This is a genomic window from Lysobacter sp. SCRH-1R, assembly GCF_057747855.1.
Window position 1 is genome coordinate 1,669,249 of sequence record NZ_CM173227.1, and the last position, 23,839, is coordinate 1,693,087.

The following is a 23,839-nucleotide window of genomic DNA, read 5'->3' on the forward strand; positions in this document are numbered from 1 at the left end:
ACGTTGCGGGCTTCGGGTTGCCCGGCCCGGCCATCCATGGCCGGTCATCCGGCAGGCCACGCGGCGGTGCCGCGTCGGCGGTCTGCCTCATCCTTCATCCCGCCAGCGACGCAGGCGGATCGCACCGAAGATCATCACCGCGCCGGCCACCGCACCCACCCACAGCTGCGGTGTGGCGAGCACCGAGTACATCGTGCGCAGGCTCAGCAGGGAGTGCACCGCCTGCGGGCCGTCGAAGTCGACGTTGGCCGTCTGCGCCGCGTCGAACCACGAACCCGGCGCCACGCTCAGGAGGCTGCGGGCCACGACGTTCTTCCAGAACCAGCCGGTTTCCAGGTCGAACAGCTGCATCAGGTCGAACCAGCTGACGAAGATGCCGGCGAACACCGGGATCATGATCGCCCACAGGAACGGCTTGCTGCGGGCCCAGGCCGAGCAGAGCATCAGCCAGCCCACGGTCGGCAGCGCCCACAGCGCATAGACCGGGATCGAGGCGATCAGGTGCAGGCTCACCTTGAGCGGGCTCGCCGGACCCCACAGCATCGAGATCGGATTCCCGCCGTGCAGCACCACGACGAAGCTGTAGAGGACCATCGAGCCGAACACCGTCGCGATCGCGGCGAGCGCGGCGATCGCCGGCGCCATCAGCGTCGCGCTGGCGACCTTCGACAACACCGTGTCGCGGTCGGAGATCGGCAGCGACTTCCAGAACAGCACGCTCCGGTCGCGGCGGTCGTCGTACAGGCTGCCCAGACAGTAGAAGAACACCACGAAGGCCAGCACGATGAAGGGCCAGCTCGCGGCCATGTACAGGCTCGCGTCGATGACGCCGCCGAACTCGTGCAGCTCGCTCGGGCTCATGTTCGCGGTCAGCTGCGACAGATCGAGTCCGTTGACCTGGAAGCTGCCGCCTTCGACGTTGATCGTCGCGCGGTCGGGCACCTTGCGCAGCAGCACCTCGCCCGCGCCGACGCCCATCAGCGTCAGCAGCAGCAGGATGCCGCCGGCCACCAGCGGCGCCCACAGGAAGCCGCCCTTGTGCTCCCAGAACTCGCGCTTGAGCAGCATCTTGAACGTGTGCGTCGGGTGCTTCGTCGCCACGGCGGTGGAGCGGGGGAGCTCGTGGGATTCATTGATCGCGTTCATGCGTAGGTCCCCTTCATGGTGGCGACGAACAGGTCGGCCAGTCCCGGCGTGCGGGTTTCGCCCAGGCCGGCGAGGTGCTCGCGCGGCACGCCGTCGAACAGCATCACGGTCTTGCCGAAGGGCAGGGCGCGTTCGTCGATCGGCTTCAGCGCGCGCGCGTCACCGGTGCGGTCACCGTTGACCATCACTTCGGTGAAGCGCTCGCCGAGCGTTTCCATGTCGTTGTTCAGCACGACCTTGCCGTCGCGGATGAACATGACGTCGGTGAGGATGTGCTCGATTTCCTCGACCTGATGCGTGGTGACCAGGATGGTCTTCTCCTCGTCGAAGTAGTCCTCCAGCAGGCGCTGGTAGAACTGCTTGCGGTAGAGGATGTCCAGGCCGAGCGTGGGTTCGTCGAGCACCAGCAGGCGCGCGTCGATCGCCATCACCAGCGCCAGGTGCAGCTGCACGATCATGCCCTTGGACAGTTCGCGCACGCGCATCTGCGGCTTGAGCTGGGTGTGGGCGAGGAAGCGTTCGCACTTGGCGCGATCGAAGCGCGGATGCACGCCGGCGACGAAGTCGATGGCTTCCTTCACCCGGATCCAGCGCGGCAGCACCGCGACGTCGGCGATGAAGCACACATCGCGCATGAGTTCGTCGCGTTCGGTGCGCGGATCGCGGCCGAGCACGCGCAGTTCGCCTTCGAACGGGATCAGGCCGAGGATCGCTTTGAGCGCGGTGGTCTTGCCGGCGCCGTTCGGGCCGATCAGGCCGACGATGCGGCCGGCCGGGATCTCGAACGCGGTGTCGTCCAGCGCGAGCTTGTTCTTGTAGGCCTTGCGCAGGCCGCGGGCGCTTACGACCGGTGCGGCTGCGGAGACGATGGAAGCGGAGGCGTTCATGGCGAACCTGCCTTGGCCGGGGTGAGCAGGTCTTCGGCGGTGAGGCCCAGTCGCAGGATGCGTTCGAGCACCAGCGGCCACTCCTCGCGCAGGAAGCGTTCGCGTTCGTTGAACAGCAGTTTCTTTGCCGCCTCTTCGGTCACGTACATGCCAAGACCCCTGCGTTTCTCGACGAGTGCCTCGTCCGCCAGTTCCTGGTAGGCGCGCGAGACGGTGATGGGATTGAGCTGGTACTCGGCGGCGACCTGGCGCACGGAGGGGAGGGCGTCCCCCGGCTTCAGGATTCCGTCGAGCATCATCGCGATGACGCGATCCTTCAGCTGGCGATAGATCGGAGCGCCGTCGCTCCATTGGATTGCGGTCATGGTTCAGCCCCGCGGTGCGAATGAGAAATAAGGCATGACTAGGGTTTGCCGGCGATGCCGGGCGGCGGTCCGTGCCTTGTGTTCGGTGTCGCTGTCGCGTTCGGTGTCTTCCGACACGGCCTTGGCGAGGGCCGTGGCGGTGGCGATCTCGGCCGCCAGCGTCGCTGCGTCGGCCAGGGATTCGACCCGGTCGGTACGGCGCTCGATGCTGCGGGTCAGCGCGTCGAGGTGTTCGCGCTGGCTGCGCGAGGCGTCGCTCGGCGTGAAGGTCGCGTCGACCGGACCCAGCCGCAGCGCGACGCCGCGGGACTGCGCGGCGTGCGGAGCCGGCATCGCCAGCGCCAGGCACAGCGCCAGGGTCGAGGCCGAAGCCAGGAGGGCCGTGAGGGAGTTCTGGAACCTGCGGTTCATGGTGAACGTCCTGCTCGTTAGTAGACCGGTGTTGTAGGCAACTATAACACCAAAATACGACCGGTCAACCGGCTTCCACCCAACTGATGGCATAGCCGACGAGCGGTCGCCCAGGGACCCGTTCAGCCGGCGGCGGGCGAACGTCCAAGCATCGGCCCCGGGCGGTCGCCTGTCTTTGCGGTGGATGTCCGCTGGCGCGCCGGGCGATGCGCGGCGATGCTCTTCCGGATCTCGTCCGGCGCCAGCGCAAGGTGCATGCATCGCGTGCACGAACGCCGGGCGATTGCCGCCGCGCGCCCGTGCCGCGACAATGCACGGCTTGCGCGCGCCGCAACACGATGGCGCTTCGCAAGGCGCCGGCAGACGCCGGACGACGACACCCATACGGAGTAGGTTCCCGATGAAGGCAATGATGCGCGGCGCCGCCGTGTTGCTTACCACTGCGGCCACGCTGATCGGCGCGGCGGCCTATGCCCAGGACAAGAGCGTGCTGACGACCGAGAAAGAAAAGAACAGCTACATGGTGGGCACCGACATCGCCCAGTCCATCACCCCGCTGTCGCCCGACATCGACCTGGCCGCGTTCCAGCGCGCCATCCAGAACGCGTTCGACGGCGGCAAGCCGCTGATCACCGAAACCGAGGCGCAGTCCGTCGGCCCCGCGCTGATGCAGCGCATCGCCGTGCGCACCGGCCAGGCGCCGGAAGGCGCGAAGGCGCCGGACGTGCCGAAGGACAAGGTCGCCTACCTGGTCGGCGCCGACGTCGGCCGTTCGCTCGCGCCGATCAAGGACGAACTGGAACTGCCGGTGGTGATCCAGGCCATCCGCACCGCCTTCGACAAGGGCCAGCCGCTGCTCAGCGAAGCCGAGCTCGGCGCGGTGCGCCAGTCGTTCCAGCAGAAGGTGCAGGCCAGGATGCAGGCGCAGGCCGCGCAGCTGGGCGAGAAGAACAAGGCCGAGGGCGCGAAGTTCCTCGCCGAAAACAAGGCGCAGAAGGGCGTGATCACGACCGGTTCGGGCCTGCAGTACATGGTGATCCGCCAGGGTTCGGGCCCGCGTCCGAAGGCCACCGACCGCGTTCGCGTGAACTACGAGGGCAAGCTGCTCGACGGCACCGTGTTCGACAGCTCCTACGCGCGCAACCAGCCGGCCGAGTTCGCGCTCAACCAGGTCATCGCGGGCTGGACCGAAGGCGTCGGCATGATGCCGGTCGGCAGCAAGTTCCGCTTCTGGATTCCGGGCGATCTCGCCTACGGCGCCAACGGCACGCCGGGCGGCCCGATCGGCCCGAACGCCACGCTGGTGTTCGACGTCGAACTGATGGGCATCCTGTAACACCGCGACGACCGGACACCGGGCGTATCGCGCATCGCCGCGGTACGCCTGTCGTTCAGTTCGCCGCTGGCAGTTTGTCAGGCCGCAGCGTCGGGACGGGCTTTCCGTTCCGGCGATCCTTCACCACTGGAGCCCTTGCCCGATGAAGTTCACCCCGCGCCACACCGGCCTCGCCCTGGCCGTCGCTTCGCTCGCCGCGCTGACCGCCGCCTGCAACAAGCCCGCCGACACCGAAGCGAAAAAGGATGCCGCCACCGCCGAGGCCGGCAAGGACGGCGCGCAGGCGATCCCGGGCCTGGCGACGGAGAAGGAACAGGTCAGCTACATGATCGGCATGGACATGGCGCGCTCGCTGGAACCGGTGAAGGGCGAGATCGACCTGGACACGCTGCACAAGGCGCTCAAGACCTCGCTCGAAGGCGGCAAGCCGCTGCTCGACGAGAAGCAGGCCGGCGAGATCCGCGAGACGTTCGCGAAGAAGATCCGCGAGCAGCAGATCGCCAAGCTCAAGGCCGATGCGAAGAACAATGAGGAAGCCGGCGCGAAGTTCCTCGCGGAGAACGCGAAGAAGCCGGGCGTCACCACGACCGCTTCGGGCCTGCAGTACCAGGTCGTCACCGAGGGGAAGGGCCCCAAGCCGACGGCGACCGATGTGGTCAGCGCGCACTACAAGGGCACGCTGCTGGACGGCAAGACCTTCGACAGCTCCTACGACCGTGGCGAGCCGGCGACGTTCGTGCTCGCGCAGATGGTGCCGGGCTGGCAGGAAGGCCTGACCCTGATGCCGGTCGGCAGCAAGTTCCGCTTCTGGATCCCGAGCAAGCTCGCGTACGGCGAGCAGGGCGCCGGCCCGATCGGCCCGAACCAGACGCTGGTGTTCGAAGTCGAGCTGCTGGACATCGTGAAGCCGGGGCAGGGCAAGCAGTAAACGGGTGAAGAGAACCGGAAGCGAGCAGGCTCTTCACTCGCCACTGGTTACCGTGCACCCCTCGCCACGCTCGGAGTAACTGCATGCGCGTCACCATCTTCGGAACGGGCTACGTTGGCCTGGTCACCGGAACCTGCCTGGCCGATGTCGGCCACGACGTGGTCTGCGTCGATATCGACCAGGCCAAGGTCGAAGGCCTCAACCGCGGGGTGATCCCGATCTACGAGCCCGGCCTGGAGCCGATGGTGAAGGCGAACCATGCCGCCGGCCGGTTGAGTTTCACCACCGACGCGGCGGCGGCGATCGGTCACGGCGATGTCATCTTCATCGCCGTGGGCACGCCGCCGGACGAGGACGGCAGCGCGGACCTCAAGTACGTCCTGGCGGTCGCGCGCACGATCGGCAAGCACCTGGAGCGCCCGTCGGTGATCGTGAACAAGTCGACGGTGCCGGTCGGCACCGCCGACAAGGTGCAGGCGGCGATCGCGGAAGAGCTGCGCGCGCGCGGCGCCGACATCGCGTTCGAAGTCGCGTCGAATCCCGAGTTCCTCAAGGAAGGCGATGCGGTCAACGACTGCATGCGTCCGGACCGCATCGTCATCGGTTCGGCGAGCCCGAACGCGGTGGAACGCCTCAAGCGCCTGTACGCGCCGTTCAACCGCAACCACGAGCGCATCGTGGTGATGGACGTGCGCTCCGCCGAGCTGACCAAGTACGCCGCCAACGCGATGCTGGCGACCAAGATCAGCTTCATGAACGAGATCGCGAACATCGCCGAGCGCGTGGGCGCGGACGTGGAAATGGTGCGACAGGGCATCGGTTCGGACCCGCGCATCGGCTGGCACTTCATCTACCCGGGTGCCGGTTACGGCGGCTCGTGCTTCCCGAAGGACGTGCAGGCACTGCATCGCACCGCGCAGCAGCACGGCTACACCGCGCAGTTGCTGGGCGCGGTGGAAGGCGTCAACGAGCAGCAGAAAGGCCACCTGTTCGAGCTGATCCAGCGCCACTACGACGGCAACGTCAAAGGCAAGACGTTCGCGGTGTGGGGCCTGGCGTTTAAGCCGAACACCGACGACATGCGCGAAGCGTCCAGCCGCCGCCTGCTGCAGCAGCTGTGGGATGCCGGCGCGAAGGTGCGCGCGTACGACCCGGAAGCGAGCGAGGAAGCGCACCGCATCTTCGGCGATCGCGACGACCTGGTGCTGTGCGATTCCGCACGCGCCGCGCTCGCCGACGCCGATGCGCTGGTGGTCGTCACCGAATGGAAACAGTTCCGCAGCCCGGACTTCGCGCGCCTGAAGCAATCCGTGGCCGACGCGGTGATCTTCGACGGCCGCAATCTGTACCACCCGGATGAAGTCGAGGCAGCGGGACTGGCGTATTACGGCATCGGGCGCGGGCGCTCGATCCGGAAGGCCTGAGATGACCGGCGAACGCGACGAACTCGAACGGCGCCTGGTCGACCTGGAAATGCGCGTCGCGTTCCAGGAGCAGGCGCTGTCGGAACTCAGCGACGCGCTGGCCGCCTCGCGCGACGAGGAAGCGCGCAACGCGCTGGCGATGCACCGCGTGATCGAGGAACTGCGGCAGATGCGCGCAGCGCTCGCGTCGAACCCGTTCGCCGCCGATCCCTCGCAGGAACCGCCCCCGCCGCATTACTGATCGCCGGCGAACCGCGTGCGGCCGGGCCGCGCGCGGGCGCCTCCGGCTGCCTATACTTCGGCCTGCAGTCCTTCCTTCTCGCAGCAGCATCATGAGCAACAGCCTCCGCGACCAGTTGATGGGCCTGGGCTTCAAGCCCGCGCCCAAGCCCGAGCGTCCCGCGCATGCCAAGGGGCCGCATCCCAAGGGCGGCAAGCCGGACCATCGATCGGGTGGAAAGCCACACGGTGCACAGACGCAGGGCGCGCAGCCGCAAGGCGCGAAGCCGCAAGGTCGCCCGGATGCCCGCCGTCCGGACGGCCGCAAGCCGGATGCGCGCAAGCCCGGTTCGCGCCATGCCGGCAAACCGCAAAGCCGCGAGGACATCGACCTTGCGAAGGCCTACGCCATCCGCGCGCAGCGCGAGAAGGACGAGCGCATCGCCGCCGAGGCCGCCAAGCAGGAAGAAGCGCGCAAGCGTCGCGAGGCGCGCGCGAAGCTCGCCGAACTGGTCAAGGACCAGGCGCTGAACGACGCCGCCGCCGAGATCGCCCGCCATTTCCCCTATGGCGGGAAGATCAAGCGCATCTACGTCAACGACGCGCAGCTCAAGCAGCTCAACGCCGGCGAACTCGGCGTGCTGCAGATGGACGGTCGTTACCTGCTGGTGACCGCCGACCTGCTCGCGCAGGCCGAAACGATCTTCGCCCCTGCGGTCGCGCTGAAGGTCGATCCGAACGCCCCGGCCGAGGACGATCCGTACGCCGATCCGAAATACCAGGTGCCGGACGACCTGGTGTGGTGATCGCGGCGCGCGCGCCGATCCGCCGCGCGCGTTCTTCGACGCTGAGCGAGCGCAGCCGCTCGCTCGATTCCTGTTCCGCCTCGCGCCCGGATCACTCCGGGTCGTAGTCGAGGTTCGACGCCAGCCAGCGTTCCGCCTGCGCGAGGCTCACGCCCTTGCGGCGCGCGTAGTCCTCGACCTGTTCCTTCGATACGCGGCCGACGACGAAGTACTGGCTGCGCGGATGGCTGAAGTAGTAGCCGGACACCGCCGCCGCCGGATACATCGCGAAGCTCTCGGTCAGGCGCACGCCGGCCCTGTTTTCCGCGTCGAGCAGGCGGAACAGCGTCGCCTTCTCGCTGTGTTCCGGGCATGCCGGATAACCGGGCGCCGGGCGGATGCCGACGTAGGCCTCGTCGATCAGCGCATTGTTGTCGAGCGATTCGGATGCGGCGTAGCCCCAGAATTCCTTGCGCACGCGTTCGTGCAGGCGTTCGGCCAGCGCTTCGGCGAAACGGTCGGCGAGCGCCTTGAGCAGGATCGCGTTGTAGTCGTCGTGATCGGCCTCGAAACGCGCGGTGTGTTCCTCGATGCCCAGCCCCGCCGTCACCGCGAAGCCGCCGATCCAGTCCTGCCGCCCGCTGTCCTTCGGCGCGATGAAATCGGCGAGGCAGAAATCCGGACGATCGGCCGGCTTGTCGACCTGCTGGCGCAGGAAGTGCAGGGTGGTCTGCATGCCGTCCGCATCGACGACGACGTCGTCGCCGATCGCGTTCGCCGGCCACAGCGCGAACACGGCTTTCGCGGTCAGCCACTTCTCGCCGACGATGCGCTTGAGCATCGCGCGTGCGTCGCGATACAGCTCGCTGGCCTGCGCGCCGACCACTTCGTCGGTGAGGATCGCCGGATACTTGCCCGCCAGTTCCCAGGTGTTGAAGAACGGCGTCCAGTCGATGTAATCGACGAGTTCGGCGAGCGGGTAGTCGTCGAACACGTGCACGCCGGGCTGCTTCGGCGCGGGCGGCGTGTAGTCGCCCCAACCGCCGTCGAAGCGCTGTCCGCGCGCCTTTTCCAGCGACACCAGGCGCTTGCCGTCGCCGCGCTGGCGGTGGCGCTGGCGGATCTCGGCGTAATCGGCGTCGTTGGCGGCGACGAAATTGCCGCGCAGGTCCGGGCTGATCAGCGACTGCGCGACACCGACCGCGCGCGAGGCGTCCTTCACCCACACGGTTGGCGACTTGTAGTGCGGATCGATCTTCAGCGCGGTGTGCGCGCGCGACGTGGTGGCGCCGCCGATCAGCAGCGGAACTTCGAAACCCTGCCGCTGCATCTCGCGCGCGACGTGGCTCATCTCTTCCAGCGACGGCGTGATCAGGCCGGACAGCCCGACAAGATCGGCGTTCTCCGCCTTCGCGCGATCGAGGATCACCTGCGCCGGCACCATCACGCCCAGGTCGATCACCTCGAAGTTGTTGCACGCCAGCACGACGCCGACGATGTTCTTGCCGATGTCGTGCACGTCGCCCTTGACGGTCGCCATCACGATCTTGCCGTTGGACTTGCCCACGTCGCCGGTGCGCAGCTTTTCGGCCTCGATGAAGGGCAGCAGGTAGGCGACCGCCTTCTTCATCACGCGCGCGGATTTCACCACCTGCGGCAGGAACATCTTGCCCGCGCCGAACAGGTCGCCGACGACGTTCATGCCGTCCATCAGCGGACCTTCGATCACGTCGAGCGGACGCGCGGCCTGCACGCGCGCCTCCTCGGTGTCGGCCTCGATGTACTGGTCGATGCCGTGCACCAGCGAATGCGACAGGCGTTCGCGCACCGGCTTTTCGCGCCACGCGAGGTCCTCGACCTTCTTCTCGCCCTTCCTGCCCTTGTACCGGTCGGCGATTTCCAGCAGGCGTTCGGTCGCGTCGCTCCGGCGATTGAGGACGACGTCCTCGACACGCTCGCGCAATTCGGCGTCCAGGTCGTCGTACAACGGCAGCGCGCCGGCGTTGACGATCCCCATGTCCATGCCCGCCTTGATCGCGTGGTACAGGAACACGACGTGGATCGCCTGACGCACCGGTTCGTTGCCGCGGAACGAGAACGACACGTTCGACACGCCGCCGGAGATGTGGCTGAACGGGAAACGCCGCTTCAGCTCGCGCGTGGCCTCGATGAAGGCGACGGCGTAATCGTCGTGTTCCTCGATGCCCGTGGCGATGGCGAACACGTTCGGGTCGAAGATGATGTCTTCCGGCGGGAAGCCGATTTCACCGGTCAGCAGCTTGTACGCGCGCGAACAGATCTCGATCTTGCGTTCGATGGTATCGGCCTGGCCGGCTTCATCGAAGGCCATCACGACCACCGCGGCGCCGTAGCGGCGCACCAGTCGCGCCTGGCGCAGGAACTCGGCTTCGCCTTCCTTCATCGAGATCGAGTTGACGATGCCCTTGCCCTGCAGGCACTTGAGGCCGGCCTCGATCACGCTGAACTTCGAGCTGTCCACCATCACCGGCACGCGCGCGATGTCCGGCTCGGCGGCGATGAGGTTGAGGAACTCGACCATCGCGCGCTCGGAATCGAGCAGGCCTTCGTCCATGTTGACGTCGATCACCTGCGCGCCGTTCTCGACCTGCTGGCGCGCGACCACGACGGCCTCGTCGAGGCGGCCTTCGAGGATCAGCTTCTTGAACTGCGCGCTGCCGGTGACGTTGGTGCGCTCACCGACGTTGATGAAGTTGCTTTCCGGCGTGATCTGCAGCGGCTCCAGGCCACTGAGGCGCGTCTGGCGGGGAAGGGAGAGGGTCATTACGGTCGGGGAATCCGTTCGCGTTGGCGCGGAAAGGCGAGGGGTGCGGTTCGATGCGACCAACGATCAGGCCGCCGCGACCAGCGACGGCAGCGCACGCGGCGCGACGCCCTCGACCGCCTTCGCGATCGCCGCGATGTGCGCCGGCGTGGTGCCGCAGCAGCCGCCGACGAGGTTGAGCAGGCCGGAGCGGGCGAATTCGCCGAGCACGTCCGCCATGTCTTCCGGCGTTTCGTCGTAGCCGCCGAATGCGTTGGGAAGTCCAGCGTTCGGGTGCGTGCTGACGTACGCATCGGCGACCTGCGCCAGCACGTCGACGTGCGCGCGCAGGTCCTTCGCGCCGAGCGCGCAGTTCAGGCCGATGGCGAGAGGTTGCGCGTGGCGCAGCGAATACCAGAACGCTTCCGCCGTCTGCCCGGACAAGGTGCGGCCGGACGCATCGGTGATCGTGCCCGACACCATCACCGGCAAACGCACGCCGCGCGCGTCGAAGGCTTCCTCGATCGCGAACAGCGCTGCCTTGGCGTTGAGTGTGTCGAACACGGTTTCGACCATCAGCACGTCGGCGCCGCCGTCGATCAGGCCGTCGGCGGCTTCGCGATAGGCGACGCGCAGTTCGTCGAAAGTGATCGCGCGGAATCCGGGGCGGTTCACGTCCGGGCTGAGCGAGGCGGTGCGACTGGTGGGGCCGAGCACGCCGATCACGAAGCGCGGGCGCGACGGATCGTTCGCTTCGGCGGCGTCGCAGGCTTCGCGTGCGAGGCGCGCGCCGGCTTCGTTGAGCTCGCGCGCGAGGTGTTCCAGCCCGTAGTCGGCGAGCGACACGGTGGTCGAGTTGAACGTGTTGGTCTCGATCAGGTCCGCGCCGGCGTCGAGGTATTGCGCGTGGATGCCGCGGATGATCTGCGGCTGCGTCAGGCTCAGCAGGTCGTTGTTGCCGCGCTGGTCGCGCGCGCAGCCGCAGTTGTCCTCGTGCACGTGTTCGACGTGGTCCCAGGCGTGGTCGTAGCCCTTCGCGAAGCGCTCGCCGCGATACGCGGCTTCGTCCAGCGAATGCTGCTGGATCATCGTGCCCATGGCGCCGTCGAGCACGAGGATGCGTTCGGCGAGCAGGCGCTGGAGGGCCTGGGCGCGCTGCGGGTTGAGCCAGGGCAGGGAGGTCGCGATCGGCGAGCTGCTTTTGACTTCAACGTTCATGATGCTTTCCTCGTGCGCTTTTCCGCGGGAGTCCGGTCACCGGTCCCCGGCTTCTTCCCGATCAACGCGATCACCTCGAAATGCGGCGGCCTGCGCTCGCGCGTGACGGTCTCGCAACTCGTCACCTCGATGCCGGCCTTCGTCGCGAACTTCTGCAGGTCCTTCTCGCCGAAGCCCAGGTTCACGTGGCCGTAGGCTTCGACCACGTTGCGGTGTTCGTGGCGCGCCAGGCTGGTGAGCAGCAGCCGTCCGCCCGGGCGCAGCACGCGCGCGGCCTCGGCGACGGCCTGCGCGGGATGCTCGGCGTAGGTGAGCGCGTGCATCAGCACCACCAGGTCGAAATGCGCGTCGTCGAAGGGCAGGGCGTGCATGTCGCCCTCGCGCACCTCGACGTTCTTCAGCCGGCGGAGGCGCTCGGACGCGGCGAGCACGACCTTGGTGCTCGAATCCAGGCACACGTAGCGGTGCGAATGCGGGGCGAGCAGTTCGGCAAGCACGCCGTCGCCGGAGGCCACGTCGAGCACGTCGCCCGGCTCCAGCAGGGGCAGCGCGGAACGGGCCATCGCTTCCCAGGTCCGGCCCGGCGAGTAATGGCGCTCCATGTCGCCGGCGACGGTGTCGGCCCAGTTCTGGTCGGCGGCACGGGAGGCCAGCACGTCGGCGACGCGTTCGGCGTCCTGGCGCAGCAGCGGGTCGTCGCTGCCTTCGCGCAGGGTGCTCCACAGGGCGCGCTGCGCGCCGTCGAGGGCGCCATCGTCGAAGCGATAGTAGGCCGACACGCCGGCGCGGCGGTCGCGCACCAGCCCGGCTTCCTTCAGCTTGGACAGGTGGGTGGACACGCGCGGCTGGGCCAGGCGCGTGATGGCGGACAACTCGGCGACGGTGAGTTCCTCGCGCTCCAGCAGCGCCAGCAGGCGCACCCGCGTGGCGTCGGCGAACACCTTGAGCCGTGAGGACCAGCCTTCCAGATCCATGCTTCATCAACCTATCGCGATACAGCGATAAGTTTCGGCCCGCGAGGGGGCCAGGGTCAAGCAGGGCGGCAAGCAGGACGGTGATAGCGCTCGCTTTCCGGTGCCGCGCGTGCGGGATTGTTCGAAAACGGGCGGAATCGCGCGGGTCCGTGCGTCCGACCACCCTGGCGTACCTGCGAATCCCGCACGGGCCGGCTACAATTCGCAGGCTGTTTCGCCCAACGTTCCAGAAGACCAGAGCACGAGGTAGCCCACGTGGATTTCCGCTTCACCGAAGAGCAGTTGATGATCCAGGATGTGGCCCGCCGCATCGCCCAGGAAAAGATTGCTCCCAGCGCCGAGCACCACGACAAGACGGGCGAGTTCCCGCTCGAGAACATCCGCACGCTCGGCGAGAACGGCCTGATGGGCATCGAAGTGCCGGCCGAATACGGCGGCGCGGGCATGGATCCGGTGAGCTACGTGCTGGCGATGATCGAGATCGCCGCCGGCGACGCCGCGCACTCGACCATCATGTCGGTCAACAACTCGCTGTTCTGCAACGGCATCCTGAAGTTCGGCACCGAGGAGCAGAAGCAGAAGTACGTGCGAGCCATCGCTGAAGGCCGCGAGATCGGCGCCTTCGCGCTGACCGAGCCGCAGTCGGGCTCCGACGCCACCGCCATGCGCTGCAAGGCCACGAAGCAGGCCGATGGCACCTATCTCATCAACGGCAAGAAGAGCTGGATCACCTCCGGCCCGGTCGCCAAGTATTTCGTGCTGTTCGCGATGACCGAGCCCGACAAGGGCGCGCGCGGCATCACCGCGTTCCTGGTCGACGGCGAACGCGCCGGCTTCCATCGCGGCAAGACCGAGCCCAAGCTCGGCATTCGGGCCTCGGCCACGTGCGAGATCGAATTCGCCGACTACGTCGCGCAGCCCGACGAAGTGCTGGGCAAGGAAGGCGAGGGCTTCAAGATCGCGATGAGCGTGCTGGACGCCGGCCGCATCGGCATCGCCAGCCAGGCCATCGGCATCGCCCGCGCCGCCTACGAGAAGACGGTCGAGTACGTGAAGGAACGCAAGGCCTTCGGCGCGCCGATCGGCACGTTCCAGATGACCCAGGCGAAGATCGCCGACATGAAGTGCAAGCTCGACGCGGCCACGCTGCTCACGTTGCGCGCGGCCTGGCAGAAGGGCGAGTTCGACAAGGGCGGCGCGCGCTTCAGCAACGAGGCGGCCATCGCCAAGCTCACCGCGTCCGAAGCGGCGATGTGGATCACCCACCAGGCCGTGCAGATCCACGGCGGCATGGGGTATTCGAAGGAAATGCCGCTGGAGCGTTATTTCCGCGACGCCAAGATCACCGAGATCTACGAAGGCACCAGCGAGATCCAGCGCCTGGTGATCGCCCGCAACGAGACCGGCCTGCGCTGAAGGCCGGCCGGCACCCGCCGCCAGCACGAACCCGACATGAAACGCTTCGGATCGTCACGTCCAACCGCCTGCCCTGTTGATCGCGGTCGCGATCGTCGCCCGCGCGAGGACGCCGCAACAGCGGCTCCGCGCCAGATCGTGTCCGCGAACAGCCCGTACTGAACCGTATCCCCCGGCCCGCGCGATGAGCGTGGGCCTTCTTTCATTGGAACTTCCGTTGCCATGAGCACCAAACGTAACGCTTCCGCCAAACCCGCCAGCAAGACCGAACCGGCCAAACGCACGCCCGCGAAGCGCGCGACCACCCAGACCCGCGCGAAGGACGACACCGTTTCGCTGGAACCCATCGTCGAGGCGATGCGCAAGCGCCTGCCCAAGGCGCGCCACGCCGAAGCCGAAGCGTTCATCAACGCCTTCTACAAGCGCATGAGCAGCGACGAGCTGCCGCAGCACGACGCGAGCGGCTGGGCCGAGCTGGCCGTGGACTTCCTGGATTTCGCCCGCGCGCGAAAGCCGGGTTCGGCGCTGGTGCGCCTGTTCAACCCGACCATCAAGGGCGAGGGCTGGGATTCGACGCATACCGTCATCCAGATCGCCAACGACGACATGCCGTTCCTGGTGGATTCGGTGACGATGGCGCTGGCCGAGCAGGGCATCGGCGTGCACGTGCTGGGCCATCCGGTGGTGACGTTCGATCGCGACAAGACCGGCAAGATCCTCGCCGTCGGCGAAGGCCTGCCCGAATCGCTGATGCACCTGGAGATCGACCGCCAGCCGGCCGAGGCGATGCCGAAGATCCAGAAGGCGCTGGAATCCGTGCTGGGCGACGTGCGCGCCTCGGTGCGCGACTGGCCGCAGATGAAGGCGAAGATGCTGGCGGTGGCCGACGAACTGGGCCAGCGCAACCTGCCCGTGAGCGAGGCCGGCAAGCGCGAGGCGCAGGAATTCCTGCGCTGGGCGGCCGACAACCACTTCACCTTCCTGGGGTATCGCGAATACGAAGTCGTCCAGAAGGGCGGCGAGGAAGTGCTCAGCGCGATCAAGTCCAGCGGCCTGGGCCTGCTGCGCGGGAAGGACGTGGGCAAGCCGCGCCTGCTGACCTCGCTCGCCGCGCACTACATGCCGCAGTCCGGCGCGGTGGACGCGCTGATCCTCACCAAGACCAATTCGCGCGCGACGGTGCATCGTCCGGGCTACATGGACTACATCGGCGTGCTCAGCTTCGACGCGAAGGGCAAGCCGGTGCGCGAGGAGCGCTTCCTCGGCCTGTACACCTCCAGCGCGTACAACCGTCGCCCGTGGGACATCCCGCTGGTGCGCGAACGCCACAACTACGTGATGCAGCAGTCCGGCCTGAAGCCCGACAGCCACAGCGGCAAGGCGCTGCGCCACATCCTGGAATCGCTGCCGCGCGACGAGATGTTCCAGTCGAGCGAAGAGGAACTGCTGCGCACCGCGACCGGCATCCTCGGCCTGCAGGAGCGCGTGCGCAGCAAGCTGTTCCTGCGCCGCGACCGCTACGGTCGCTTCTTCTCGGTGCTGGTCTACATCCCGCGCGACCGCTTCAACACCGACGTGCGCCTGCGCATCGAGGCGATGCTCAAGCGCGAACTGCACGGCGAACACGTCGATTCCTCGGTCACGCTGGGCGGCGAATCGCCGCTGGCGCAGGTGCACCTGATCGTGCGTCCGAAGTCGGGCGAAGCGATCGAAACCGACAGCGCGAAGATCGAAGCCGAGCTGGCGAAGCTCGTGCGCAACTGGCAGGACGACCTGCGTGAACGCCTGGTCGTGCGTCATGGCGAACAGCGCGGCCTCACCATGGCCAACACCTACGGCCGCGCGCTGCCGGCGGGTTACATCGAGGACGTCAGCGCCGACGTGGCCGCCGACGACGTCGAGCACCTGGCCGCGCTGACCGGTCCGGACGACCTGCGCCTGAGCCTGTACCGCGCGCACAACGGCGACGGCGGGCTGCGCTTCAAGTTCTATCGCCAGAACGACGACATCCCGTTGTCGGACGCGCTGCCGATGATGGAGAACATGGGCCTGCGGGTGATCTCCGAGCATCCGTATCGGCTCAACGCGAACGGCCGGACGCTGTTCGTGCAGGATTTCGAGGTCGAGACCTCGAACCCGAACCTGGACGTGTCCAGCCTCGACGAGACCTTCGAGGACGCCTTCGCGCAGATCTGGCGCGGCAACGCCGAGAACGACGGCTTCAACCGACTGATCCTCACGGCGAACCTGTCGTGGCGCCAGGTCGCGATGCTGCGCGGCTACTGCAAGTACCTGCTGCAGGTCGGCGTGCCGTTCTCGCAGAGCTACGTGGAGGAGACGCTCAACCGCTATCCGCTGCTCGCGCGCCTGCTGGTCGAGCTGTTCGAAGCGAAGTTCGATCCGGTCACCGGCAGCGAATCCAAGGCGCAGATCAAGGCCGGCGTGGAAGCCTTCCGCGCACAGCTTTCCGCGCTGGCGAACGGCGACGAAGCCACGCTCGCCGCGCTGGAGCCGATGCTCGACGCCCGCGCCGGCAAGCGAGACGCGCAGGTCGAAGCCACGCGCAACGCGCTCAAGGGCCTGTTCGACCGCGTCGCCAGCCTCGATGAAGACCGCATCCTGCGCAGCTTCATCGGCGTGATCGACGCCACGCTGCGCACCAGCTACTACATCCAGTACAAGGACGGCCTGCGCGCCGACGGCGGCCCGGCCGACTACATCAGCTTCAAGTTCGATTCGTCGAAGGTGCCGGACCTGCCGAAGCCGCGTCCGTACCGCGAGATCTTCGTCTACGGTCCGCGCGTGGAAGGCGTGCACCTGCGCTTCGGCCCGGTCGCGCGCGGCGGCCTGCGCTGGTCGGACCGCCGCGAGGACTTCCGCACCGAAGTGCTCGGCCTGGTGAAGGCGCAGATGGTGAAGAACACCGTCATCGTGCCGGTCGGTTCGAAGGGCGGCTTCATCGCCAAGCAACTGCCGGATCCGGCCGTGAACCGCGACGCGTGGTTCAACGAAGGCGTGGCCTGCTACAAGCGCTTCATCAACGGCCTGCTGGACATCACCGACAACCTGGTGGACGGCAAGGTCGTGCCGCCGGCGAACGTGGTGCGCCACGACAACGACGATCCGTACCTGGTCGTCGCCGCCGACAAGGGCACGGCGACCTTCTCCGACATCGCCAACGGCATCGCGCGCGCGCACGGCTTCTGGCTGGACGACGCGTTCGCCTCGGGCGGTTCGGTCGGCTACGACCACAAGGGCATGGGCATCACCGCGCGCGGCGCGTGGGAGTCGGTCAAGCGCCACTTCCGCGCGATGGGCCGCGACAGCCAGAAGCAGGACTTCACCGTGGTCGGCGTCGGCGACATGTCCGGCGACGTGTTCGGCAACGGCATGCTGCTGAGCAAGCACATCCGCCTGGTCGCGGCCTTCGACCACCGCCACGTGTTCATTGATCCGAACCCGGACGCCGCGTCGACGTTCAAGGAACGCCAGCGCATGTTCAAGCTGCCGCGTTCGAGCTGGGACGACTACGACCGTTCGCTGATCAGCAAGGGCGGCGGCATCTACCCGCGTTCGGCCAAGTCGATCCCGCTCACCGCCGAAGCCAAGACGGCGCTGGGGATCGATCCGACCGTCTCGGCGATGAGCCCGGCGGAACTGCTCAGCGCGATCCTCAAGGCGCCGGTCGACCTGCTGTGGAACGGCGGCATCGGCACCTACGTGAAGGCGACGAGCGAGACCAACGCCGACGTCGGCGACCGCGCCAACAACGCGCTTCGCGTCAACGGTCGCGACCTGCGCTGCAAGGTGGTGGGCGAGGGCGGCAACCTCGGCATGACCCAGCTCGGCCGCATCGAGGCCGCGCAGCATGGCGTGCTGCTCAACACCGACTTCATCGACAACTCCGCCGGCGTGGACACCTCCGACCATGAGGTGAACATCAAGATCCTGCTCAACGGCGAGGTGCAGAAGAAGAAGCTGACGCTGCCCGAGCGCAACAAGCTGCTCGCGCAGATGACCGACGAGGTCGCGCAGCTGGTGCTCACCGACAACTACCGCCAGAACCAGGCGCTGAGCCTGATGGAGCGGATGAGCGTGCACCGCCTGGGCTCCAAGCAGCACTTCATCCGCACGCTGGAGTCGCAAGGCCTGCTCGATCGCCAGATCGAGTTCCTGCCGTCCGATGCCGAGATCGCCGAGCGCAAGTCGCGCGGCCAGGGCCTGACGCGTCCGGAACTGGCGGTGCTGCTGTCGTACAGCAAGATCGTGCTGTTCCAGCAGCTGCTCGAGTCCAACGTGCCGGAAGACCCGTACCTGTCGAAGGAACTGGTGCGCTACTTCCCGCAGCCGCTGCAGGCCAAGTACGCCAAGGCGATGGAAGGCCATCGCCTGAAGCGCGAGATCATCGCCACGGCGGTGACCAACTCCATGGTCAACCGCATGGGCGCGACCTTCACCCTGCGCATGACCGAGGACACCGGCCGCACGCCGGCCGAGGTCGCCGAGGCCTACACCATCGCCCGCGAGGCGGTGGACGCACGTGGCCTGTGGGCGCAGATCGACGCGCTCGACGGCAAGGTGCCGGAGTCGGTGCAGGTCGATGCGCTGCAGGTCATCTGGCACCTGCTGCGCTCGATGTCGCGCTGGTTGCTTTCGCGTCCGGGCAAGATGCCGGAGATCACCGCGGCGATGTCGCGTTACGGCGACGGCCTCAACGCGGTGCGCGCCTCGCTGCCGACGGTGCTGTCGGGCATGCGTCGCGATGCGTACGAAGCGCGCATGGCCGAGTGGAAGGGCAAGGGCCTGCCGGCGCAACTGGCCGAACAGCTGGCCGCGTTGCCGCTGCTGGAGTTCGGCTGCGACATCGTCGAGATCTCGCTGGCCCGCAAGCTCTCGCCGGTGGAAGTGGCGAAGGCGTACTTCTCGCTGGGCCAGGCGCTGAGCCTGCCGTGGCTGTACGAGCAGGTCGAACAGCTGTCGGTCGACGGCCGCTGGCAGGCGCTGGCCCGTGGCGCACTGCGCGACGAACTGGCCACGCAGGCCCGCTCGCTGGTCTCGCAGATCCTCGCCGACGGCGGCAAGAAGCCGGTCGAGCAGAAGGTCGAGGCGTGGCTCAAGCGTGACGACTCGTCGCTGCGCTTCACCCTCGCGATGTTCGCCGACCTGCACAACCAGAAGGCGCTGGACTACCCGACGCTGTCGGTGGCGGTGCGGAGGTTGGCGCAGGTGGCTTCGGTCGGGGCGTAAGTGCGCTGAGGATTGTGTGGATGAGAAGGCCCGGCGAATGCCGGGCCTTCTTCATTTCGCCAGCCCCTCCCGTCGGGAGGGGGGCTTAACACCGCGACCGGTTATGCTGCGCCCCTGACCCCCGGAGCCGCCGATGACCGCGACGCCACGCATCGCCTTCCTCGCCAGCCACGCCGATGGCGCGCAGCGCGCGCTCGAAGCCCTCACCGCCCAGCACGGCCAGCACGCGCCGGAGGATGCGGACGTGCTCGTGCCGCTCGGCGGCGACGGATTCATGCTCGCCACGCTGCACCGCTACGCCGCGCTGGGCAAACCCGTGTACGGCATGAAGCTGGGCACGGTCGGTTTCCTGATGAACCATCACGACGGCGACGGCCTGCTCGGTCGCCTGCACGCGGCCGAGCCCGCGGTGCTGCGTCCGCTGGAAATGGTGGCGCTGACCGAATCGGGCGCGACGGTCGGCTCGCTGGCGTACAACGAAGTCTCGCTGCTGCGCCAGACCCGCCAGGCCGCGCACCTGCGCATCGACCTCAATGGCGAGACGCGTCTGGACGAGCTCATCTGCGACGGGGTGATGGTCGCCACGCCCGCCGGCAGCACCGCCTACAACTTCTCCGCGCACGGGCCGATCCTGCCGCTGGGCGCGAACGTGGTCGCGCTGACGCCGATCGCCGCATTCCGTCCGCGCCGCTGGCGTGGCGCCGTGCTCAAGGCCGATACCGAAGTGCGCTTCCGCGTGCTCGATCCCTACAAACGCCCGGTCAGCGCGACGGCCGACTCGCATGAAGTCCGCGACGTCGTCGAAGTCACGATCCGCGAATCGCACGACCGCACGGTGACGCTGCTGTTCGATCCGGAGCACAACCTCGAAGAGCGCATGCTGGCGGAGCAGTTCGTCGCCTGACGGAAGAGCAACAGTGCAGCGTTGTACCGACGCCCTCGTTCACCGCCAAGGCTTCGTTGTCCCTCACCCCAACCCCTCTCCCGATGGGAGGGGGCTTGCCGTCCGTCGCAATCCGCGCGACGGCGCTGCGGCATAATCGCCCCATGCCCGACCGTGATGCCGATCCGCTGATCGTCGCGATTTCCTCGCGAACCCTGTTCGACATGGAAGAGAGCCACGCGCTGTTCGAGCGCGAGGGCATCGACGCCTATGCCGATTTCCAGCGCACGCACGAGGACGACCTGCTCTCGCCAGGCATCGCCTTCCCGCTGGTGCGCAAGCTGCTCGCGCTCAACGACGGCTCGCCGCCGGAGGCGCCGCGCGTGGAGGTCATCCTGATCTCGCGCAATTCGGCCGACAGCGGCCTGCGCATCTTCAATTCGATCGCGCACCACGGGCTGGCGATCAAGCGCGCCGCCTTCAGCAATGGCGCGCCGCCGTATCCGTACATCCGACCGTTCGGGGCGGACCTGTTCCTGTCGGCCAACGCCGAGGACGTGCGCAGCGCGCTCGCCGCCGGCGTGGCCGCCGCGACGTTGCTGCCATCGCGTGCGCCGCAGCAGCGGCACGATCAGCTGCGCATCGCGTTCGACGGCGATGCGGTGATCTTCGACGATGAAGGCGAGCGTGTGTCGCGCGAAGGCGGACTGGCCGCGTTCACCGAGCACGAGCGCAGCCACGCCGCGCAGGCGCTGTCGGGCGGGCCGTTCCGTGGCTTCCTCGATGCGCTGCACCGGTTGCAGCAGGCGTTTCCGACCGGGCAGGCCTCGCCGATCCGCACCGCGCTCGTCACCGCGCGCTCGATCCCCGCGCACGAACGGGTGATCCGCACGCTGCGCGAGTGGGACATCCGGCTGGACGAGGCGCTGTTCCTGGGCGGGCGGTCGAAGGGACCGTTCCTGGAGGCCTTCGGCGCGGACATCTTCTTCGACGATTCCGAGCACAACATCCTCTCGGCGCGCGATCACGTCGCCGCCGGCCATGTCCCGCACGGCATCGCCAACCGCCAGGCGAAGGGCTAGGCCGATCGCCCGGCCGCGCGCCGCCGCCGCATGCGTGCGCGCTCAATCGTGGTCGTGGTCGTGCCCGAGCTGGCTGCGGATCTCGCCGCCGGGGAACAACGAACTGTGCACGTTGGCGTAGGCCACGCCCTCGCGCAGCGCTTCGATCAGTTCGTCCAGTTCGCCCGCGGCGATGCCCTGGGCGGCCGGGCCGATGATGTCGGCGGCGGTGATCACGCCGGTGATGCGCGCCGGCGGTGCAGGGCAGGCCTGCGTGCCGGCCGGGCCGTTGCCGAGGTTGCTGCACAGGAACGCCGCGATGCCGCCGTTCACGCCGCGCTGGCCGACGTGGATGTGCGCCTGGGTGACGGCGCCTTCCAGGTCGTCGTAGGCGAGTTCGTACCAGATCGCGCCCCCGTCGTTGGTGATGCGCGCGCGGAAGCTGCCGCGGGCATCGGTGGAGAGCGCGGGAACCTCCTGCGTTCCCTCCAGGATGGCGCGGAACTGGCGGTTCTCGGCCCGGCTGTCCGGGGCGTGGAATGCGGCGGCCGGAAGCAGCACGGCCATGGCGACCACGGCGATGCGGGTCATGGGGCTCTCCTCGCGATGACGGCGCGCGTCGCGCCGAGCGGACGGTCGCGCCGCCTGTGTTATCGCGGGGTCAAAAGAACGATGGCGCCGCCGCGCAGGCGACGAGCGGTCATTCGTTGCCCGCGAGCAGCGCGTCGAGCGGCAGGTGGATGTCGGTCAGCTTCCAGCGCAGCCCGTCGCGCCGCAGCACGAATACCACCGGATCGCCGTCGGCATTGAGCACGGTCGCGGTGAAGCGCGAAGGCGATTCGAAGCGGTATGTCGCGTCGCGCAGCGGATCCGGCGGCGGCGCATGGGCGAAGCTGTCGTCGGGATCCACGCCGCCGCCAATCAGGCGATGCAGCAATCCGCGGCCCTGCAGCACCGCGCCAATTCCCGCCGGCGTGGCGAGCGCATCGACGATGCCGCCGGCCGCGCGGTTCGCCAGACCGAGCGCGAAGGCACCCAGCGGATTGTCCTGTGCGTCGACGCCCGCCTTGCGTGCGATCGCGTCCTCGACCTGCGCGCGCAGGCCCCGCCGCACCGAGACGAAATCGACGTGCCGCGCGAGTTCGACCGTGTCTTCCTCCGCGACCGCCTCGCGGATCGCGTTGACCGTCAGGAACGGGCCGGCCGCGATCCAGCCGGCCAGCGCCAGCAGCACGACCACCAGCAGGGCGATCCATTTCTTCATGGGCGTCACTCGTCGGAAGACAGGCGATCGTAGGCGGGCCGCAGGCTGGCCGCGATGATTGGCCTCTTTCCCGGTTCAGTTTCGCGCGATCAGACCTGCTGCATCGGCTTCGCCGCTTCCCCTCCAGCCGGTGGCGCCATCTCGAGGCCGCGATCTTTCCCGGCATCGTCCGTCGCCGGAGCACGAGGAGCCGCCGATCGCTCAAGAACGCGGCCACCGTTCATCAGCGCGAAGCCGCGCGGCAGGTAGCGCGACATGAGCTGCCCGGCCGTCAGTCCGAGCGCGATGGTGATGGCGACGCTGCCGATGTAGTGGATCAGCATCCAGGCGTCGGTGTGCGCCGGAACCCAGGGCCAGAGCATCCACTTGATCGCCGCGAGCATCGGGAAATGCATCGCGAACAGGAAGAAGGCGAGTCCTCCGAATCGCGCCATGCGCTCGCCCGGCCGCGTCTGCGCGAGCCACAGGAACGTGCCCCAGCACGCCGCGACGCCGACCAGCCGCATCGCGCGCGTCGCGCCGGTCAGCCATTCCGGGCGCTGGTCGACCATGTCGACGAAGGCCGGCGCCCACGCACGCAATCCGACCAGGAACAGGTACAGCAGCATCAGGACGATCGTGGGCCCCGGCGCGATCCGCAGCCCGATGCGGCGCATGGCGATCAGCCCGCCGAGATAGAAGAAGAACGCGACGTCGGTGCGGAAGAAAATCCACAGGTCGTGACCGACCAGCCACGCCGCGCCAAGCACGAACAGGCCGACGTAAGGCAGCCGCTGCAACAGCAGCGCGAGGAGCGGGCTGACAAGCACGGTCACGAACAGATCGCGCACGAACCAGAACTGGTATCCGACCGGATGATGCGTCAAGGCAAACACGGCATTGACGAAATCCCAGGGCGATGCGTCCTGGAAGCGCAGGTTGATCTCCGCGAACAGCGGATGGTCCGGCACGGACAGATACAACAGCGCGAGCGCCGCCAGGAAGATCAGGTTCCAGCCCACCAGCGGTACGTAGAGCGTGCGGACCCGGTGGCGAATCTTCGCCAGCAGCACATCGCGCCCGCCCATCGTGGAGAAGAACAGCCACCCGGACAGCATGCTCAGCAGCGGCACCGCGCTGAAGAAGAAGAACAGCACGAAGCTGTTGATGAAGGTCGCCACCGGATGGTTCGCGGGATCGAGTCCATCGAAGGGCGATGCGTCCGAATTCGGATAGGTCTGGTAATGGAGGAAGACCAGCCCGACGATCAGGACGATGCGCGCGAGGCTGATCGTTTGCGACAGATGCCCCTTCGCCAGTGGCTTCGGCGTTCCGCGCAGCCATGCGTCGAGTCGACGGAGCGTCGATCCGAAGAAGCCCGATGCGTGATCCACTGAAGCGATCACCGCGACTTCCCGTACCTGCGATGCGCCGGAAGCGCGATTCCCTCATCGGGCAGCGCCAGCCGGCACGATCCTGCCGAAGCAGCCGAAATGGGCGTTTGGATCATGCGG

19 protein-coding genes are annotated in these 23,839 nt (G+C 67.7%); 9 read left to right on the forward strand and 10 right to left on the reverse strand.

The annotated features are described in order from the left end of the window. Window positions 1-87: 87 nt before the first annotated feature. The 4 genes from AC3ANK_RS07575 to AC3ANK_RS07590 are packed head-to-tail and all read right to left on the reverse strand — an operon-like array spanning window position 88 to window position 2,809. On the reverse strand, window positions 88-1,146 hold the full coding sequence (locus AC3ANK_RS07575; protein WP_484172614.1) for a hypothetical protein: 1,059 nt from the start codon (window positions 1,144-1,146) through the stop codon (window positions 88-90). Next, window positions 1,143-2,033 (reverse strand): ABC transporter ATP-binding protein, encoded by an 891-nt coding sequence (locus AC3ANK_RS07580; protein WP_484172615.1) that lies wholly within the window; start codon window positions 2,031-2,033, stop codon window positions 1,143-1,145. Before AC3ANK_RS07580 ends, AC3ANK_RS07575 begins: the two co-directional genes overlap by 4 nt. After that, window positions 2,030-2,398, reverse strand: coding sequence for a GntR family transcriptional regulator (locus tag AC3ANK_RS07585; RefSeq protein ID WP_115840567.1), 369 nt, complete (start codon window positions 2,396-2,398; stop codon window positions 2,030-2,032). The genes AC3ANK_RS07580 and AC3ANK_RS07585 overlap by 4 nt, the downstream gene beginning before the upstream one ends. A 3-nt stretch (window positions 2,399-2,401) precedes the next feature. Next, window positions 2,402-2,809 (reverse strand): hypothetical protein, encoded by a 408-nt coding sequence (locus AC3ANK_RS07590; RefSeq protein WP_484172616.1) that lies wholly within the window; start codon window positions 2,807-2,809, stop codon window positions 2,402-2,404. Between the two features lie 400 nt (window positions 2,810-3,209). On the opposite strand from AC3ANK_RS07590, the gene AC3ANK_RS07595 reads away from it, so the two are divergent. From AC3ANK_RS07595 to AC3ANK_RS07615, 5 genes are all read left to right on the forward strand, one after another. Further along, window positions 3,210-4,145, forward strand: coding sequence for an FKBP-type peptidyl-prolyl cis-trans isomerase N-terminal domain-containing protein (locus AC3ANK_RS07595; RefSeq protein WP_484172617.1), 936 nt, complete (start codon window positions 3,210-3,212; stop codon window positions 4,143-4,145). Between the two features lie 142 nt (window positions 4,146-4,287). Beyond that, window positions 4,288-5,073: a BamJ family beta-barrel-assembly machinery protein gene (bamJ, locus tag AC3ANK_RS07600; protein ID WP_206858967.1), complete on the forward strand. Its 786-nt coding sequence runs from the start codon at window positions 4,288-4,290 to the stop codon at window positions 5,071-5,073. Between the two features lie 83 nt (window positions 5,074-5,156). Next, window positions 5,157-6,497, forward strand: a complete 1,341-nt coding sequence (locus AC3ANK_RS07605; RefSeq protein ID WP_206858966.1) for a UDP-glucose dehydrogenase family protein — start codon at window positions 5,157-5,159, stop codon at window positions 6,495-6,497. Window position 6,498: 1 nt separating this feature from the next. Next, on the forward strand, window positions 6,499-6,738 hold the full coding sequence (locus AC3ANK_RS07610; RefSeq protein WP_484172618.1) for a SlyX family protein: 240 nt from the start codon (window positions 6,499-6,501) through the stop codon (window positions 6,736-6,738). Between the two features lie 91 nt (window positions 6,739-6,829). Next, on the forward strand, window positions 6,830-7,522 hold the full coding sequence (locus AC3ANK_RS07615) for a DUF2058 domain-containing protein (protein WP_484172619.1): 693 nt from the start codon (window positions 6,830-6,832) through the stop codon (window positions 7,520-7,522). A gap of 91 nt (window positions 7,523-7,613) precedes the next feature. Here AC3ANK_RS07615 and metH read toward each other — a convergent pair whose 3' ends face one another. The 3 genes from metH to AC3ANK_RS07630 form a co-directional block, all read right to left on the reverse strand. Continuing rightward, complete coding sequence (metH, locus tag AC3ANK_RS07620; RefSeq protein ID WP_484172620.1) at window positions 7,614-10,304, reverse strand: methionine synthase; 2,691 nt, start codon at window positions 10,302-10,304, stop codon at window positions 7,614-7,616. 66 nt (window positions 10,305-10,370) lie between these two features. Beyond that, window positions 10,371-11,501, reverse strand: coding sequence for a homocysteine S-methyltransferase family protein (locus AC3ANK_RS07625; RefSeq protein ID WP_484172621.1), 1,131 nt, complete (start codon window positions 11,499-11,501; stop codon window positions 10,371-10,373). Further along, entirely contained in the window at window positions 11,498-12,475 is a 978-nt protein-coding gene (locus AC3ANK_RS07630; RefSeq protein ID WP_484172622.1) for an ArsR/SmtB family transcription factor, read from the reverse strand. The genes AC3ANK_RS07625 and AC3ANK_RS07630 overlap by 4 nt, the downstream gene beginning before the upstream one ends. A gap of 255 nt (window positions 12,476-12,730) precedes the next feature. Between AC3ANK_RS07630 and AC3ANK_RS07635 the strand changes: the two genes are divergently transcribed. The 4 genes from AC3ANK_RS07635 to AC3ANK_RS07650 all read left to right on the forward strand — a co-directional run bounded on the left by AC3ANK_RS07635 (window position 12,731) and on the right by AC3ANK_RS07650 (window position 21,103). Further along, window positions 12,731-13,891: an acyl-CoA dehydrogenase family protein gene (locus tag AC3ANK_RS07635; protein WP_206858945.1), complete on the forward strand. Its 1,161-nt coding sequence runs from the start codon at window positions 12,731-12,733 to the stop codon at window positions 13,889-13,891. Window positions 13,892-14,113: 222 nt separating this feature from the next. Further along, a complete protein-coding gene (locus AC3ANK_RS07640) occupies window positions 14,114-19,138 on the forward strand; it encodes an NAD-glutamate dehydrogenase (RefSeq protein WP_484172623.1) in 5,025 nt (1,674 codons plus the stop codon). 133 nt (window positions 19,139-19,271) lie between these two features. Beyond that, complete coding sequence (locus AC3ANK_RS07645; RefSeq protein ID WP_484172624.1) at window positions 19,272-20,042, forward strand: NAD kinase; 771 nt, start codon at window positions 19,272-19,274, stop codon at window positions 20,040-20,042. A gap of 143 nt (window positions 20,043-20,185) precedes the next feature. Beyond that, window positions 20,186-21,103 carry a 5'-nucleotidase gene (locus tag AC3ANK_RS07650; RefSeq protein ID WP_206858936.1) on the forward strand — a complete coding sequence of 306 codons (918 nt, stop codon included), beginning with the start codon at window positions 20,186-20,188 and terminating at the stop codon, window positions 21,101-21,103. Window positions 21,104-21,145: 42 nt separating this feature from the next. Here AC3ANK_RS07650 and AC3ANK_RS07655 read toward each other — a convergent pair whose 3' ends face one another. From AC3ANK_RS07655 to AC3ANK_RS07665, 3 genes are all read right to left on the reverse strand, one after another. Then, the gene (locus AC3ANK_RS07655) at window positions 21,146-21,673 is read right to left on the reverse strand and encodes a CHRD domain-containing protein (RefSeq protein WP_206858935.1); all 528 of its coding nucleotides are present in this window, start codon (window positions 21,671-21,673) and stop codon (window positions 21,146-21,148) included. 109 nt (window positions 21,674-21,782) lie between these two features. Further along, window positions 21,783-22,346, reverse strand: coding sequence for a DUF2939 domain-containing protein (locus tag AC3ANK_RS07660; RefSeq protein WP_206858933.1), 564 nt, complete (start codon window positions 22,344-22,346; stop codon window positions 21,783-21,785). Window positions 22,347-22,435: 89 nt separating this feature from the next. Continuing rightward, entirely contained in the window at window positions 22,436-23,731 is a 1,296-nt protein-coding gene (locus tag AC3ANK_RS07665; protein ID WP_484172625.1) for an acyltransferase family protein, read from the reverse strand. Window positions 23,732-23,839 lie beyond the last annotated feature (108 nt).

What these genes read in the sequence shown, in the direction of transcription:
- AC3ANK_RS07655 (WP_206858935.1), bottom strand. Translation starts at nt 21,673, where the DNA reads ATGACCCGCATCGCCGTGGTCGCCATGGCCGTGCTGCTTCCGGCCGCC.
- AC3ANK_RS07610 (WP_484172618.1), top strand. Translation starts at nt 6,499, where the DNA reads ATGACCGGCGAACGCGACGAACTCGAACGGCGCCTGGTCGACCTGGAA.
- AC3ANK_RS07640 (WP_484172623.1), top strand. Translation starts at nt 14,114, where the DNA reads ATGAGCACCAAACGTAACGCTTCCGCCAAACCCGCCAGCAAGACCGAA.
- AC3ANK_RS07645 (WP_484172624.1), top strand. Translation starts at nt 19,272, where the DNA reads ATGACCGCGACGCCACGCATCGCCTTCCTCGCCAGCCACGCCGATGGC.
- AC3ANK_RS07660 (WP_206858933.1), bottom strand. Translation starts at nt 22,346, where the DNA reads ATGAAGAAATGGATCGCCCTGCTGGTGGTCGTGCTGCTGGCGCTGGCC.
- AC3ANK_RS07575 (WP_484172614.1), bottom strand. Translation starts at nt 1,146, where the DNA reads ATGAACGCGATCAATGAATCCCACGAGCTCCCCCGCTCCACCGCCGTG.
- metH (WP_484172620.1), bottom strand. Translation starts at nt 10,304, where the DNA reads ATGACCCTCTCCCTTCCCCGCCAGACGCGCCTCAGTGGCCTGGAGCCG.
- AC3ANK_RS07590 (WP_484172616.1), bottom strand. Translation starts at nt 2,809, where the DNA reads ATGAACCGCAGGTTCCAGAACTCCCTCACGGCCCTCCTGGCTTCGGCC.
- AC3ANK_RS07580 (WP_484172615.1), bottom strand. Translation starts at nt 2,033, where the DNA reads ATGAACGCCTCCGCTTCCATCGTCTCCGCAGCCGCACCGGTCGTAAGC.
- AC3ANK_RS07585 (WP_115840567.1), bottom strand. Translation starts at nt 2,398, where the DNA reads ATGACCGCAATCCAATGGAGCGACGGCGCTCCGATCTATCGCCAGCTG.
- bamJ (WP_206858967.1), top strand. Translation starts at nt 4,288, where the DNA reads ATGAAGTTCACCCCGCGCCACACCGGCCTCGCCCTGGCCGTCGCTTCG.
- AC3ANK_RS07630 (WP_484172622.1), bottom strand. Translation starts at nt 12,475, where the DNA reads ATGGATCTGGAAGGCTGGTCCTCACGGCTCAAGGTGTTCGCCGACGCC.
- AC3ANK_RS07625 (WP_484172621.1), bottom strand. Translation starts at nt 11,501, where the DNA reads ATGAACGTTGAAGTCAAAAGCAGCTCGCCGATCGCGACCTCCCTGCCC.
- AC3ANK_RS07605 (WP_206858966.1), top strand. Translation starts at nt 5,157, where the DNA reads ATGCGCGTCACCATCTTCGGAACGGGCTACGTTGGCCTGGTCACCGGA.
- AC3ANK_RS07615 (WP_484172619.1), top strand. Translation starts at nt 6,830, where the DNA reads ATGAGCAACAGCCTCCGCGACCAGTTGATGGGCCTGGGCTTCAAGCCC.
- AC3ANK_RS07595 (WP_484172617.1), top strand. Translation starts at nt 3,210, where the DNA reads ATGAAGGCAATGATGCGCGGCGCCGCCGTGTTGCTTACCACTGCGGCC.
- AC3ANK_RS07650 (WP_206858936.1), top strand. Translation starts at nt 20,186, where the DNA reads ATGCCCGACCGTGATGCCGATCCGCTGATCGTCGCGATTTCCTCGCGA.